Source organism: Pseudomonas sp. D47 (assembly GCF_045447305.1).
In the GTDB taxonomy this organism is placed as follows: domain Bacteria; phylum Pseudomonadota; class Gammaproteobacteria; order Pseudomonadales; family Pseudomonadaceae; genus Aquipseudomonas.
The window spans coordinates 1-14,508 of the sequence record NZ_JBJGXU010000097.1; the positions used below are offsets into that span (position 1 = coordinate 1).

Genomic DNA, 14,508 nt, shown 5'->3' on the forward strand with positions numbered 1-14,508 from the left:
GTTACTTTTGGGGCTCTTTTCCAAAAGTGACCCGCTGTAAGAGCGGAACCCATATCAGCCATCACCCAAATAACGGATATGCACCCAATCCTAGCCCACCCCTCACGCCAAACGATCCGCCAACACCCACGCCCGCTCAGCAGACTCCCGACGAGAAGCCTGATCAACCTCCACTCCAAAAATAGTCGATGCCTGGTCTGAGCAACCGCTGCTGACGTTACCGACGCCCTTGCCCTTGGCATTGTTTCCCGAGCCCTGTCCTTACCGCGAGGCGGCGCTGACCCGTCTTGCCCAGCGCACCGCGATGCACTACACCCGTTACGCCGCACTGCAGGCCGCAGCGTTGGCCGGTTTTGCCGTTGCCCCGATGGCGCGCAGCCAAGTGGGGCCTGGCTTGACGGTACTCGGCGCCGAGCACGGCTTACCCGTGTTGCCCGATGCCGAGTTTCGCCTGTTCAGCGCGCCGCAGGCGGACCCGCGCCTGGCTGAGGTGGTCACCCAGACGGTGGTCCGCTACGGGGCTGTTCGCCGTTACTAAAACTCAGCGCAACCAGTTGGTGCGTGCCAGTTCGATCACTTCATCGCCGCGCCCGCTCATCACCGCCTTGAGCATATACAGGCTGAACCCCTTGGCCTGTTCGAGCTTGATTGTCGGCGGCATCACCAGTTCCTGAGTGGCTGTGACCACGTCGACCAGCACCGGGCCGTCATGGGCGAGGGCACGGCGTAAGGCCGGTTCGAGGTCTTCGGACTGCTCCACGCGAATGCCGAGGATGCCCATGGCGTTGGACATGGCAGCGAAATCCGGGTTTTTCAGCTCGGTACCGGTGTCCAGGTAACCGGCGGCTTTCATTTCCATGGCGACGAAACCCAGTGACGAGTTATCGAACACGATGACTTTGACTGGCAGTTTCAATTGCGCCAACGAGATGAAGTCGCCCATTAACATGGCGAAGCCACCGTCGCCGGACATCGAAATCACCTGTCGCCCAGGAAAGGCTGCCTGGGCGCCAATGGCCTGCGGCATGGCATTGGCCATCGAGCCGTGGTTGAACGAGCCGATCAGGCGGCGTTTGCCATTCATCTTTAAATAGCGCGCAGCCCACACGGTGGGTGAGCCGACGTCGGCAGTGAAGATGGCATCGTCATCCGCCAATTCGCTGAGCAACCGCGCGACGTATTGCGGGTGGATCGGCCGGTCGGGTTTCGACGGCTGCGCCAAGTCGTCCAGGCCTTGGCGGGCTTTCTCGTAATGCTTCAACGAGGTGTCGAGGAAGCTGCGATCAGCCTTGCGGGTCAGGCGTGGCAGCAGCGCGTCGAGGGTCTCGCTGACGTCGGCTGCGATGCCCGGGTCCAGCGTGGCCCGGCGCCCGAGCGCCTGCGGGTTGCGGTCGACCTGGATGATTTTCGCGTCGGTGGGGTAGAACTGGCGATAGGGGAAGTCGGTGCCGAGCATGATCAGCGTGTCGCAGTTGAGCATGGCGTGGTAACCCGAGCTGAAACCGATCAGGCCGGTCATGCCCACATCAAACGGGTTGTCCCATTCCACGTGCTCTTTACCGCGCAAGGCGTGCACCACTGGCGCGCCGAGGGCATCGGCCAGGGCTACCACTTGGTCGTGGGCACCGGCGCAGCCACTGCCGCACAGCAGGGTGACTTTCTGGCTGCTCTGCAGGATCTCGGTGAGGCGTTGCAGGTCCTGTTCCGCCGGCAAGGTGCGCGGTGCGTGCAGGGCTGGCCAAGGCTTGAGTTTGTCTTCCACTTCCAGCAGCGATACGTCGCCTGGAATCACCACCACCGCCACGCCACGGTTGAGGATCGCCGAGCGCATCGCGCGGTGCAGCACCTGGGGCATCTGCTCGGGGTTGGTCACCAGCTCGATAAAGTGGCTGCACTCTTTGAACAGCTCCTGAGGATGGGTTTCCTGAAAGTAGTTCAGGCCGATCTCCGAGGACGGAATTTGCGCCGCAATCGCCAGCACCGGCACATGGTTGCGATGGCAGTCGAACAGGCCATTGATCAAGTGCAGGTTACCCGGCCCGCAGCTGCCGGCGCACACCGTCAATTCGCCGGTGGCGGCGGCTTCGGCACCGGCGGCGAACGCGGCGACCTCTTCGTGGCGCACGTGCATCCACTCGATGCTGTCCATAGTGCGCAGGGCGTCGGTCAGGCCGTTGAGGCTGTCGCCGGTCAGGCCCCAGATGCGCTTGATGCCCGCCTGTTCAAGGGTGGTCGCCAATTGCTGGGCCAGGTTGATTTTCGCCATGAAGAACTCCAATCGTCAGTGAGGTTAAAAGCTGCTGATCAGTAGAGGACAGTTCGATCACGGCGAATGCTCCGCGCTTAATGTGAAGATTGCGTCATGGCGGCGCGGTATTGGCGGGTGCGGCGGGCGAGAAACCACTGATCGCGGACCAGCGCGATGCACGGGGCCACCTTGGCGTTGGGCCGGTGGCCGCGGCTCAATTGGCGCATCTGGTAGCGCACCACGGCCAGGGTGGCGAGGGCGGCCAGGGGCTTGCGCTGCCAGTTGATGGGTTTGAGTTGCGGGTTGAGGTCGCGGCCTGCGCGCCAGTGTTTGATCAACTGCGGCTCCAGGGTCAGGGCGGTGGCGATGCCGGCCATGGCGATGCCGCTGTCGAGCACGTGTTGCACCACCGGCAGGCGACGAATGCCGCCGGTGACCATCAGTGGCATGCTGGCGAGGGTCGCCACTTCCTGGGCAAATGCCAGAAAGTACGCTTCACGCGCCAAGGTGCGACCGTCCCGAGCTTCGCCCTGCATGGCCGGCGCTTCGTAGCTGCCGCCGGACAATTCCAGCAGGTCGATGGGCAACGGGTTGAGCATCTCGACCACGGCACGCGCATCGGCCTCTGCAAACCCGCCGCGCTGGAAGTCCGCCGAGTTGAGCTTGACCGACACGCAAAACGACGGGCTGACAGTGGCGCGTACCGCGTTGATCACCTCCAGCAGCAGGCGCGCACGGTTCTCCAGCGAACCGCCCCAGCGGTCGGTGCGTTGGTTGCTGAGCGGTGAGAGAAACTGGCTGATCAAATAGCCGTGCGCAGCGTGGATCTGCACCCCGGTAAACCCGGCTTTCTCGGCCAGGCGTGCGCTGGTGGCGAAGCGCTCGATCACGTCTTGAATATCCGCCTCGGTCATGGCTTTGGGCTTGGCGAACATCTTCGAGAAGCCGCCCAGGTCGAGGGCTACCGCAGAGGGCGCCAAGGCTTGCTGGCGCAGGTTGGCGGGTGTCTGGCGCCCCGGGTGGCTGAGTTGCAGCCAAAAGTGCACGTGCTTGGTTCGCGCGACATCGGCCCACTCACGGAAGCTGTCCAACTGCTGCTCGTCCTCAAGCACAACGCCGCCGGGGCCGGTCATGGCGCGGCGGTCGATCATCACGTTGCCGGTCAGCAGCAAGCCAGGCTCACCCTCGGCCCAGGCCTGGTACAGCTGCTTCAATTCGCGCGACGGCGCTTGACGGGCGTCGGCCATGTTCTCTTCCATCGCCGCCTTGGCGATGCGGTTGGCGAGGACTTGGCCGTTAGGCAGTTGCAGAGCTTCAAAAGGTGACATGGGTTGACTCCTGAGCGGGGGAGGCCTCAGGCTAAGCTTAAAGTTAACTTTAATGTCAAGCGGGGCGTGGCGATGAATATTGGCGAGCTGGCAAAACAAAGTGGGCTGGCGGCATCACGCATTCGCTTTTATGAAGCTGAAGGGCTGATCAGCCAGGTGGGGCGCCAGGCCAATGGCTATCGGCGGTATGCACCGCAGGCGTTGCAGACGCTGCAACTGATTCAGAGTGCGCAGCAGGCCGGGTTTACCTTGCAGGAGCTCAAGGCGTTGATGCCGGCGCCGGGCGAGCACAAGCGCGATGAGCTGATCGAGGCGTTGGAGCGCAAGGTGCAGCAGATCGAAGTGATGCAGGCGCATTTGGCGCACAGCAAGGCGCAATTGCTGGGGGTGATCGAGGCAGTGCGTGCGCAGCCGCAAGATCTGCCGTGTTCCATGGGCCAGAAGCAGGTGCTGGCGTCGATCAAACTCAACGCATGATCGTATGATCGTTCCCACGCTCTGCGTGGGAATGCATACCGTCACTCTCCAGCCGGACGCGGAGCGTCCCAAGCGGCATTCCCACGCAGAGCGCGGGAACGATCACGCATAAAAAAGCCCTGGCATGCCAGGGCTTTTTTATAGGCTGACGCTTAGCGGCGGCGGAACAGCGGCAACGGTTCATCCGTGGCCGCCTGGTACGTCACCGAGAAGTCCTTGAGGCTTTCCAAGGCTTCGTACGGGTCTTTGTCGGCGCGCAAGGCGAAGGCATCGAACCCGCAGCGGCGCAGGTAGAACAGTTGGTCGCGCAGCACGTCGCCAATCGCGCGCAGCTCGCCCTTGTAACCGTAACGGTCACGCAGCAGGCGCGCGTTGGAGTAGTTGCGACCGTCGGTGAAGGCCGGGAAGTTCAGGGCGATGACTTGGAAGTGCTGCACGTCATCACCGATTTCTTCGGCTTCTTCATCGGCGTCCAGCCACACACCCAGGCCGCCGTCGCGGGCCTTGAGCGCATGGCCGTGTTCGCGCCACAGGGCCAACGGCACGATCAGGTCGTCGCAGTTGGAAATGCCGTCGAAGCTCGCGTCCTTGGGCAGCAGGTGCCAGGTTTCATCGAGGACTTCGTTGTTCTTAATGATTCGCTGCATAGACGCGCTCCTTGAACAGGTCGATGCCGATGCGCTGGTAGGTGTCGATGAAACGCTCATCTTCGGTGCGCTGTTCGATGTACACATCGATCAGCTTGCCGATCACCTCGGGCATGGCTTCCTGGGCGAAGGACGGGCCGAGGATCTTGCCCAGGCTCGCATCGCGGCTGGCGCTGCCACCCAGGGACACTTGGTAGAATTCTTCGCCTTTCTTGTCCACGCCCAGGATGCCGATGTGGCCGACGTGGTGGTGACCACAGGCGTTCATGCAACCGGAGATGTTCAGGTCCAGCTCGCCGATGTCGAACAGGTAGTCCAGGTCGTCGAAACGGCGCTGGATCGATTCGGCAATCGGGATCGATTTGGCGTTGGCCAGGGAGCAGAAGTCGCCACCTGGGCAGCAGATGATGTCGGTCAGCAGGCCGATGTTCGGCGTGGCGAAACCGCCTTCGCGCAGCTCGCCCCACAGCGTGAACAGTTGGCTCTGCTCAACGTCCGCGAGGATGATGTTCTGCTCGTGGGAGGTACGCAGTTGGCCGAAACTGTAGCGCTCGGCCAGGTCGGCCACGCCGTCCAGCTGCTTGTCGGTGATATCGCCCGGTGCTACACCCGTGGGTTTGAGCGACAGGGTCACGGCCACATAGCCTGGTTTTTTGTGCGCCAGGGTGTTGCGGGTACGCCAGCGGGCGAAACCTGGGTGCTGCTGGTCGAGGGCTGCCAACTCAGCATCCTGATTGCTCAGGGCTTTGTATTGCGGGTCGACGAAGTGCTTGGCCACACGGTGTACTTCGGCTTCGGTCAGGGTGGTCTGGCCGCCGCGCAGGTGTTCCATTTCAGCGTCGACTTTCTGGGCAAATACCTCAGGCGTCAGCGCTTTGACCAGGATCTTGATCCGGGCCTTGTATTTGTTGTCGCGACGGCCGTAGCGGTTGTAGACCCGCAGGATGGCGTCGAGGTAGCTCAACAGGTCCTGCCAGGGCAGGAATTGGTTGATGAATGCACCAACCACCGGCGTACGACCAAGGCCGCCACCGACCAGCACACGGAAGCCCAGCTCGCCGGCCGCGTTGTGCACCGGCTCCAGGCCGATATCGTGCACTTCGATCGCCGCGCGGTCCGAGGTCGAGCCATTGATGGCGATCTTGAACTTACGTGGCAAGTAGGCGAATTCAGGGTGGAAGGTGGTCCATTGACGGACAATTTCACACCAGGGGCGCGGGTCGATCAATTCGTCGGCGGCAACCCCGGCAAATTGGTCGGTGGTCACGTTGCGCAGGCAGTTACCACTGGTCTGAATGGCGTGCATCTGCACGGTCGCCAACTCAGCCAGGATGTCCGGCACGTCCTCCAGCGCCGGCCAGTTGAACTGTACGTTCTGGCGGGTACTGATGTGGGCGTAGCCTTTGTCGAAGTCGCGGGCAATCTTGGCCATCATGCGCGTCTGGCGCGAAGTCAGTTGGCCATAGGGCACGGCAACCCGCAGCATCGGCGCAAAGCGCTGAACATAAAGGCCATTTTGCAGGCGCAGAGGGCGGAACTCTTCTTCGCTCAGCTCACCAGCCAGGTAGCGTCGGGTCTGATCACGGAACTGCTTGACGCGGTCCTCGATGATGCGCTGATCGTATTCGTCGTATACGTACATATAGGTCCTGTTCTCGGCAAATCTGCGCGCACGGCCGCGCACTCCCAACGGAGCCGGCGCACGATACCAGTTTGCGTTTATGCGCAAAAGTGATGTTTGAGTATATGCACATAACCAAAATGACTAATGAGAAGGGTTATCGCGATACCCACATTTGTCATGCGGGCAATCATGATCTTTACTGTCGTCGAGTCTTAGTGCAATCACCTATAAAACCGACAAGAGGCGATGCGATGAGCAATTCGACTAAAGCCCGTAAACCCGACAGTACCGTTGATGCCTGGGCCATTCTTTTCTTGATAATCCTGGTGGTGGGCACAGCCGTATTCTGGGTCAGCCACCAGTAAACCGCTTGATTGAGCCTCGATTCAATGTCGCATTGCCATTATCCTGTGGGTTAATGCTTAAGGCTCAAACAATCATGTTGAAGGTTCTGATTGCGTGTGTGTGGTTAGTGGGATCGGCGTACGGGGCGATGGCCCATGCGACGTCAGTGGTATTTCTCAACCCGGGCACATCCACCGAGACCTTCTGGGTCAGCTACGCGCAATTCATGCAGGCCGCTGCCAAGGACCTCGGCCTGGATTTGCGCGTGCGTTATTCCGAGCGCGACGCCCAGAACACCCTGGCCCAGGCCCGCGAAGCGCTGCAAGGCAGTGAGCGCCCCGATTACCTGGTGCTGGTGAATGAGCAATACGTCGCCCCGCAGATTTTGCGCATGGCCCAGGGCAGTGGGGTCAAGTTGCTGATCGTGAATAACGCGTTGACCCCCGACCAAGTGCAATTGCTCGATGCCCGCAGCGACGCCAACTGGGTGTGCAGCCTGGTGGCCGACGACGAGCAGGCCGGTTACCTGATGCTCACCGACCTGTTGCGCCAGCACGGGCCGGTTGCACCGGGTGAATCCCTTGACCTGCTGGCGTTTTCCGGCGCCAAGAACACCCCGGCCGCGCAACGCCGTGAACTGGGTTTGCGCCGCGCCTTGGCCGAGCATCCGCAAGTGCGCCTGCGCCAGTTGGTTTACGGGGAGTGGAGCCGCCAGCGCGCCTTTGAACAAGCCTCGCAGTTGTTCAAGCGCTACCCACAGACGGCGTTGGTGTGGTCGGCCAATGATGAGATGGCCCTGGGCGCTATGCAGGCGCTGCAAGACAGCGGGCGAGTACCTGGCAAGGACGCGCTATTCAGCGCGGTCAACAGTTCGCCGGGCATATTGCGGGCCTACCTGGATGGGCGGTTGACCACGCTGGTCGCCGGGCATTTCACCTTGGGCGGCTGGGCGATGGTGCTGATTAATGATGATGCCAAGGGCGTCGACATCAGCGCCTACGGTGGGCGGGATCGGCAGGAGGCGCTGTTCCAACTGATTGATGCCAGCCAGGCGCAACGGTTGCTGGGGCCAGCGCCGCCGGTGGATTTTCGTGCGCTCTCCGCCCAAGGCAAGCCCGCGTCCTACCGTTACCCGTTCAGCCTGCAACTGCTGCTGCGCTAAACCCCGGCCAGGTGCAGCACCAGCTTGACGATGCCGAACAGCATCAGCGCAAACACTGCCGTGAACAGAATGCCCAGTACGACAAAATGGCTGGGCTTGCCATGAGTGAAGTCGCGTGCGCGATTTTTCCCGCTCTGCACGCCAAAAGCCGCCGCCATCACGCTGTGCAGCATTTGCCAGAAGGTGGGCGGCTTGTTGTCGAGTGGATCGTCCATAAAACCCTCGTCAGGATGACTGTCCTACAGAGCATAGACGCCCTGTATCTATGCACCACCGGTCTGGCGTTGAACGGTGATGTGCTGTCACTCCATTTAACAGGAGTCACAGCATGTCCGATTTACCCCCCCGTTCCGACGCTGGCGAACCGCTGGCGGCGACCCGAAGTGTTCACGGCGATTTTCTCGAAAAAGCCGTGCCTCAATGGCTGGTCGACGCGACGCCCGCCCGCCGCTCGGCGCTTAAACGCGCCGCGCCGGTCCTGCCGAGCGGATACAAAAACGCCTCGCCCGAGCGACGCAAGGCCCTCAATGCGAGCCTTAAGGCCAGCGCTATCGCTCAGGTGCAACTGGACACAAGCATGGCGACGTTCCTGGACGTCGATGCATTCGCCCGGCCGTTGCTGCTCAAGGCGTTGAAAGACCAGTACCAAGTGGAAGTCGATGTCGACAAGACCTTCCTTTGCCTGCGGCGCCCGCTGGCGATCAGTGTGGCCGAAGTGGAAATATCGTCGTTCGAGCTTCTCAAGTTATCGATGCTGCAAGCGGCCTTGCATAACTTTGAAGCCTGGGAGTGCAAGCCGAGTGCTTACCACGAGACCTCCGGTTTTGTGCTGGAAACGACGACAGCGGGCACCTATGAATCGACGACCGTCAACGTGACGGTCAGCCAGTTCATGACCGTGTGCCGCCGCCTCGATATCGGGGCGCAGTATCAGACCTATCTGAAGGCGTTCTTTGCACCGGTCGACGTAAGCCCTGAACCGCCTCTTCGCCAACACTTTATCGCCAGCCAGAAAGCGACCCTGAAGGCTGCCGCTGACTACGCCTTGATAACCGGGGACATCGAAGCTGCGGACCACGCGATGATTGTGTCGGTGGTCAACGGCAATCTTTATCCCACGATCGGCAGCAAACGGGTGTGGCTGCTCGACCTGAGCCTGATGAAAAAAAGACTGACGGGCTGCGTGTATTTTGCAATTGGTGACAAGTACAGCGACGAGTTGATTCTCTACATCCCGCATGACCCGGCCCATCCACTCAAACGCTACACCAAGCAACACCTGCGCGATGAGTTCAAGCGCCTGTTCACCGCACGCGAGGGGATGTCGGCGCACGACCCCGCGCCAACGGCCTATCAGCGGTTTTTCAGCCAGTTCGTGCCCTACGATCAGCGGCCTTACTACTTCAGCCAATTCACGCAAAAGTCCGCCGACTCTCCGAGCAGCCCGTTGAGCTCGCCTTGGCGAACGTTCGTGCAGAGCGTGCTCGGCACGTCGGCGCTGACCCAAATCAAAGAGCTGCCGCCCGAAAAACCCGCGAAAATGGAACCGGTAGACGACCCTTATATTCAATCTGGCAGCATGATGCCGTATCGCGGTACTGGCACCTTTTCCGGCCTGCTCGACCTGTGGCCCTTCCTCTACGAAAAGCACCGCGACAAGATCCTGGCCGATGCCCGTGCCCATGCAGTGCCCACCGCTGACGTCGACGCCAAGGCGCGAGAAGCCAAATTGGCGCACTTGCTAGAAGTCGGCATGCTGGCGCTCAACCTGGTCTCGATGTTCGTGCCGGTGCTGGGCGAGATCATGATAGCGGTGATGGTTGAGCAACTGCTGAGCGAGACCCTGGAAGGCTCGATCGAGTGGGCCGAGGGCGACAAACGCGCGGCCAAGGCGCACCTGATCGATGTGGCCGAAAACCTTGCGCAGATCGCAGTGATGGCGGGTGTGGGGGCCGCGGTGAGCAGATTCAGGGCGGCCAAAGCCGTGCCGGTGATCGAAAACCTCAGCCCGGTCATTCTGCCCAATGGCGAAACCCGTCTCTGGAAGCCGGACCTGAAGGGTTATGAAAGTGGCGTCACGCTGCAGGCCGACGCAGTCCCCAATGCGCAGGGGCAACATACGCTCAATGGCAAGACCTATATTCGCCAGGGCGATCAGGTTTATGAGCAGGTGTTTGATGAGTCGATCAAGCAGTGGCGGATCAAGCACCCGACCAATGCCCAGGTGTACCAACCGATTCTTCAAAGCAACGCTCGAGGCGCCTGGCGTCATACCCTTGAACAGCCCTCGCAGTGGGATCGCCTGACCCTGTTACGGCGTATAGGGCATGAAACCGAGGCCTTTTCCGATGCAGAGCTGATCAAGGTGGCGGACGTCAGCGGCGTCAGCGACAGCGCCTTGCGTAAAATGCACATGGACCTCGCAGCGCCGCCCCCTGAGCTACAAGATGCCCTGCGCTTGTTCAAGGCCGACGCGGGTAGCGGCCAGGTAATCGAGCAGTTGCGCGGCAGCCAGCCGATCGACGAGCGATATCTGTTTGTGTTGCCGCTGGTGGCCGAAATGCCGCGCTGGCCTGCGGGGCGGGCGCTTGAGGTGTTCAAGGGCGCGCAGTTCTCCGGGGAATCGTTGCGCTACGGTGCCGGGCGCGCGCCTCGTGGCGCGGCCGCGAAAGCACCGATCCAGATCACCCGCGCCGACGTTCTGGGTGGGCGATTGCCAGCGGTCATTCTGGCGGCCTTGGATGAGTCGGAAACCACCAGCCTGTTGGGGGCCGAGGCCGCGCGAGTGCGTGACGTGAGGCCGCAGGAGTTTGGCAAGCAAATCGCCGATTTTGCCCAGACCCGCAAAGCCGCCATTTTCGACAGCCTTTACGCCGGTACCGAGCCGCTGGATAGCCAAGTCACGCTGCTGCAGCGTACCTGCCCAGGGCTCAGCGAAGCCGCTGCGCGGGAAACCCTGGCCCACGCTTCACCGCAGGATCTGAAACGTCTGAACGTAACGCGCCGGGTGCCGCTGACGGTGCTGGAGGAGGCCCGCTGGTATGCGCGCGAAGGTCGCCAGACCCGTGCGTATGCAGGCTTGCGTAGCGAAACCATGGCCTCGACGGACAGTCGCCGGCTGGCGCTGCATACCCTGGAAAAGCTACCGGGTTGGCCGGACACCTTGCGCCTGGAAATTCGCGAAGGCACTGAAAGCGGCCTGCTGCTGGACAGCATCGGCAGTGACACGGCACGGGACAAGAAGTACTTGGTGAAAAAAGGCCCGCGTTTTCAGGCGTTCAACGACCGCGGAGAGGAACTCAATAGCCTGCCCATAGAGGGTGATAATTTTTATGCCTCGCTGATGCATGCCCTGCCCGATGAAGCGCGTCGGGGGTTGGGTGTGCCGCAGGTGAGTCAGAGCGCTCAACTGCAAGCAAAAATCATCGAGGGTGCTGACCTTTATCGCTATGAAACGCCACAATTGCTGGAGCCCAAACGCAAAGGGTTCAAGCCGCCCGCGCGGATCAACGATACGTTGGTGGGGTATTACGCCAGCGGACGAGCGCCGGGCCTGAGCTTTGGTCTAGCGTCACGGGCGCAAGATCTCTACGGCCTGAGCGACGCTCAAGCCAGCGCTTACATTAAGCGGTTGCGAGTGAGCGGCAAGGACGACAAGGCCATATTCAACCATCTGCAAACCCGTGGGCGTGACTACCAAACGCTGGTGTCGAGCCTTGACGAGTGGGTCGAGGCTCAGGGGCGTACCGACGATTACGCGTACCAAACTAGAAGCCACGTTGCGAATCAGCTTAAGGATGCCTGGCGCAAGGAACCGGTGGTAGGAACGGTCTATGACGCCGAGAGTTTGTACGTCAGTGCCGATGAGCATCTGCCGCCATTGACGGTTGATTTTCAGCATATTCGTAAGTTGACGCTGGTCGGGCGCAAGATGAGTGATGCCGGCGCGGAGGCTTTTCTGGCGCGGTTTCCCAATGTGGAAAGCCTGTCTATTGGCGATGTTCCTCCGCTGTTTGGTTCAACCCAAACGGGGCCCAGGTTGGCGCTGACGACGGTGCCCCCGGCGGTGACCCGGATGACCGGCCTCAAAAAGCTGAAGTTCAGCTCGGCGGCCGACCAACTGGCGCCAGACTTTAGCTCAACCCTCAACAGCCTGACTTCGCTGGAGGCGTTGCATATCCAATACCGCGGGTTCTCTGCGACAGTCCTCAATAGCCTGGACCTGTCCGCGCTGGAGCAGTTGAAACGGCTGAATATCGACGCGCCTGTTGGCCTGTCGCAATGGCCTGCCAATGTTGAGAACCTTCCGCGCCTGGAGCACCTCGATTTGAGCCGCACTGCGGTCAGCACGCTCCCTGCCGGCCTGTATAGCGGGCATGAACAGCTGTGGGCGGGGCTGTCGATGGACTGGTCAAGGTTCCCCCGTGAAACGTTCAAGCCTGCCTATGAATACGTCAAAAACTATAAGGGTGAGCACGGGCACCTGGTTGACCTGCACGAGATGGTCAGCAGCTACGCCAACGGCGAGTTGAAGTTTTTGAACGCTGATTCAAGCGTGGCGAGTGCACTGCATAAAAAAATAATGACGACCGCGTACACCCCCGAAGAGCGGTTTGCTGCGATTGAGGACATTAGCCGCCAGTACAATGCCCTTTTTTCGAATTTCTACGACCCGTCTGCCGTTGCCGCACTGCGCTTCAGGTTTCGTGCCGACTCATGGCGCACCGGGTCAAATGCTCACGTGATCAGTGCACTTGAAACCAATTGGTGGGGCGCGCAGGGCGAGCGTTATGGAATACCCAGCCAAGCGTCGACGCTTGAGTTGCCGGCGCCGCAGCTTCAAGGGACCGTCCCCCTGATGCCGGTGGGCACGGTTGAACTGCCCCCATTACCCGCGGCAAGTTTTGCCCATGTACGCACCTTACGCATGCGTTGGCTGGGAGAGTCCACCGAGCAGACACGCGGGTTTATCCGCGCATTCAGCGGTGCGCAAACCCTCGAGTTCAACGGCAGTGGTTTGACCGAAATACCCATTGGCGCGGGCGACCTTCCTGCATTGACCCGCCTCGACCTTTCCAATAACAGCCTGGTCATGCCGGCTCTGCAGGCGCAGCTCAATGAGCTCGGCAGCCTGGAGCAGTTGGACCTGAGCCATAACAGCAAATCGCTCACAAACGTGGATGTCAGCGCGTTGACGCAGCTCAAGGCGCTCAACTTGCGCGGGACAACATTGAAGGCCTGGCCAACCGGTGCCGAGCGTCTGCCGAGTTTGACCTGGCTCGACCTGCGCGACAATCAGCTGTCGAGTTTGCCGCCCCAGGTACTGACTGACGACGCGTTATTGATGAAAACCAACGTGGCGGGTAATCGGTTCAGCCCCACAGGTGAGGTCGAGCTGGAATCGGCGCGTCAGCGGGTCGAGACTGACCAGGGCTTGCCTAAGGGCGCGTTGGCTCGGTTTGAACAGCAAAGTGTGCCGAACTTTCCCCCGCAAGAAACCGGCCTGACGATGGCACGTTACTTGTTGCTAATGCCCCTGCAAGTCGAAGCGGCTGAAGGGGCTGCGGGGTTTGTCAGTCGCTTGCAGGAACTGGCGCCGTCGGTGACCGAGCAAAAGGCCCTCCAATGGTTCGAGCAATTGCGTACCGGTGGGATGAGTGATGCGCAAATTGACAGCCTGTTGACCACACGGCACCAGGAGCTCGAAACCCTGACGCGCGAGCTTAACGGCTGGCAGTATACCCGCGACTTGCAAGGCCCGATCCCGGACCTGGTGCTAGCGCAACGCAGGCGTGTCGCACTCAAAGTCGTTGAGTGCTGGCAAACCGGTGTGTCGGCCCAAGCCGGTTATGAACTGAGCCTGCACGGGCTACTAGCCGACACTTTGCCGGAATTAAGTGTGCAGTTTGACCGTGTACACACACTGGATTTAACCGGCGTGCAGTGCTCGACGTCGGGCGCCGAGGGCTTCCTCAACGGCTTCCCCGCACTGCGCAAGCTGGTGTTGAGTGGTAACCAACTGGCGGCCGTTCCCGAGGCCGTGGGGCGCATGGCCCAGCTTGAAGAACTGGACCTGGCGGTGAATGCCCTCACCGACCCTGTGCTTCTGTATCGCCAATTGGGTGGCGAACGCTTGCGCCGGTTGAATCTGAGCAAAAACAACCTGAGGGTGTTCAGTACCCAAACCTTCAGCCGGCTTGAGGCCCTGGACCTCAGTTACAACGGCATTACGCAGTGGCCCGACGCTGCATTGGACGCTGCGAACCTGCGCACGTTGAACCTGAGCGGCAACGACCTCACGACTCTCCCGGATGAATTGCTTGATGGCAGTCACGATGCGTTGGTGAGCGGCACGGATATTTCCGAAAACGAATCGCTTTCCCTCGACAGTCTTGAGCAGATGAGGCGCTACAGCGATCGGCATCAGAGGGGACCGGTGATGGGCTGGAGCAGGGAGGAGATTGACAGGTGGATTGACGGGTTTGAGAGAGGGGGCGACGGCTCTGATTCGAATGGTGACGATGACGATGACGATGATGACTACGAGCCCCTGGAACCCATTCCTGACCCACAGGGGGTTAACGGCGGCTTAGGGTTCCGCTCTTACAGCGGGTCACTTTTGTAAAGACACAAAAGTAACCAAAAAGTCTTCGCCCCACCACTCGGCACCTCGCTTA

Annotated in this window: 8 protein-coding genes and 1 pseudogene; 4 read left to right on the forward strand and 5 right to left on the reverse strand. The window is 60.8% G+C overall.

Annotation, left to right across the window (positions count from 1 at the left end; genetic code table 11):
• Positions 1-181: 181 nt before the first annotated feature.
• Positions 182-538: pseudogene (locus tag ACI77I_RS30390) on the forward strand (LysR family transcriptional regulator); the annotation flags it as partial.
• Positions 539-541: 3 nt separating this feature from the next.
• Here ACI77I_RS30390 and poxB read toward each other — a convergent pair.
• The gene (gene poxB, locus ACI77I_RS30395; RefSeq protein ID WP_406999871.1) at positions 542-2,266 is read right to left on the reverse strand and encodes a ubiquinone-dependent pyruvate dehydrogenase; all 1,725 of its coding nucleotides are present in this window, start codon (positions 2,264-2,266) and stop codon (positions 542-544) included.
• Positions 2,267-2,343: 77 nt separating this feature from the next.
• A complete protein-coding gene (locus tag ACI77I_RS30400; RefSeq protein WP_406999873.1) occupies positions 2,344-3,576 on the reverse strand; it encodes an NADH:flavin oxidoreductase/NADH oxidase family protein in 1,233 nt (410 codons plus the stop codon).
• A gap of 72 nt (positions 3,577-3,648) precedes the next feature.
• Here ACI77I_RS30400 and ACI77I_RS30405 point away from each other — a divergent pair, with 72 nt between their 5' ends.
• A complete protein-coding gene (locus ACI77I_RS30405) occupies positions 3,649-4,053 on the forward strand; it encodes a MerR family transcriptional regulator (RefSeq protein WP_406999875.1) in 405 nt (134 codons plus the stop codon).
• Between the two features lie 152 nt (positions 4,054-4,205).
• Here the strand turns inward: ACI77I_RS30405 and ACI77I_RS30410 are convergent, their stop codons facing one another.
• Both ACI77I_RS30410 and ACI77I_RS30415 read right to left on the reverse strand, forming a co-directional pair.
• Positions 4,206-4,700: a DUF934 domain-containing protein gene (locus tag ACI77I_RS30410; RefSeq protein ID WP_017136920.1), complete on the reverse strand. Its 495-nt coding sequence runs from the start codon at positions 4,698-4,700 to the stop codon at positions 4,206-4,208.
• Positions 4,684-6,342, reverse strand: a complete 1,659-nt coding sequence (locus ACI77I_RS30415) for a nitrite/sulfite reductase (protein WP_242155711.1) — start codon at positions 6,340-6,342, stop codon at positions 4,684-4,686. Before ACI77I_RS30415 ends, ACI77I_RS30410 begins: the two co-directional genes overlap by 17 nt.
• A gap of 421 nt (positions 6,343-6,763) precedes the next feature.
• On the opposite strand from ACI77I_RS30415, the gene ACI77I_RS30420 reads away from it, so the two are divergent.
• Entirely contained in the window at positions 6,764-7,831 is a 1,068-nt protein-coding gene (locus ACI77I_RS30420; protein WP_242155712.1) for an ABC transporter substrate-binding protein, read from the forward strand.
• Here ACI77I_RS30420 and ACI77I_RS30425 read toward each other — a convergent pair.
• Complete coding sequence (locus ACI77I_RS30425) at positions 7,828-8,046, reverse strand: DUF2970 domain-containing protein (protein WP_094953380.1); 219 nt, start codon at positions 8,044-8,046, stop codon at positions 7,828-7,830. The two genes, ACI77I_RS30420 and ACI77I_RS30425, sit on opposite strands and share 4 nt — an antisense overlap.
• A gap of 113 nt (positions 8,047-8,159) precedes the next feature.
• On the opposite strand from ACI77I_RS30425, the gene ACI77I_RS30430 reads away from it, so the two are divergent.
• On the forward strand, positions 8,160-14,456 hold the full coding sequence (locus ACI77I_RS30430) for a dermonecrotic toxin domain-containing protein (RefSeq protein WP_406999877.1): 6,297 nt from the start codon (positions 8,160-8,162) through the stop codon (positions 14,454-14,456).
• Positions 14,457-14,508 lie beyond the last annotated feature (52 nt).

Bases quoted from the DNA above. Each gene is read 5' to 3' on its own strand.
- poxB (WP_406999871.1), bottom strand. From the start codon at position 2,266: ATGGCGAAAATCAACCTGGCCCAGCAATTGGCGACCACCCTTGAACAG.
- ACI77I_RS30400 (WP_406999873.1), bottom strand. From the start codon at position 3,576: ATGTCACCTTTTGAAGCTCTGCAACTGCCTAACGGCCAAGTCCTCGCC.
- ACI77I_RS30405 (WP_406999875.1), top strand. From the start codon at position 3,649: ATGAATATTGGCGAGCTGGCAAAACAAAGTGGGCTGGCGGCATCACGC.
- ACI77I_RS30410 (WP_017136920.1), bottom strand. From the start codon at position 4,700: ATGCAGCGAATCATTAAGAACAACGAAGTCCTCGATGAAACCTGGCAC.
- ACI77I_RS30415 (WP_242155711.1), bottom strand. From the start codon at position 6,342: ATGTACGTATACGACGAATACGATCAGCGCATCATCGAGGACCGCGTC.
- ACI77I_RS30420 (WP_242155712.1), top strand. From the start codon at position 6,764: ATGTTGAAGGTTCTGATTGCGTGTGTGTGGTTAGTGGGATCGGCGTAC.
- ACI77I_RS30425 (WP_094953380.1), bottom strand. From the start codon at position 8,046: ATGGACGATCCACTCGACAACAAGCCGCCCACCTTCTGGCAAATGCTG.
- ACI77I_RS30430 (WP_406999877.1), top strand. From the start codon at position 8,160: ATGTCCGATTTACCCCCCCGTTCCGACGCTGGCGAACCGCTGGCGGCG.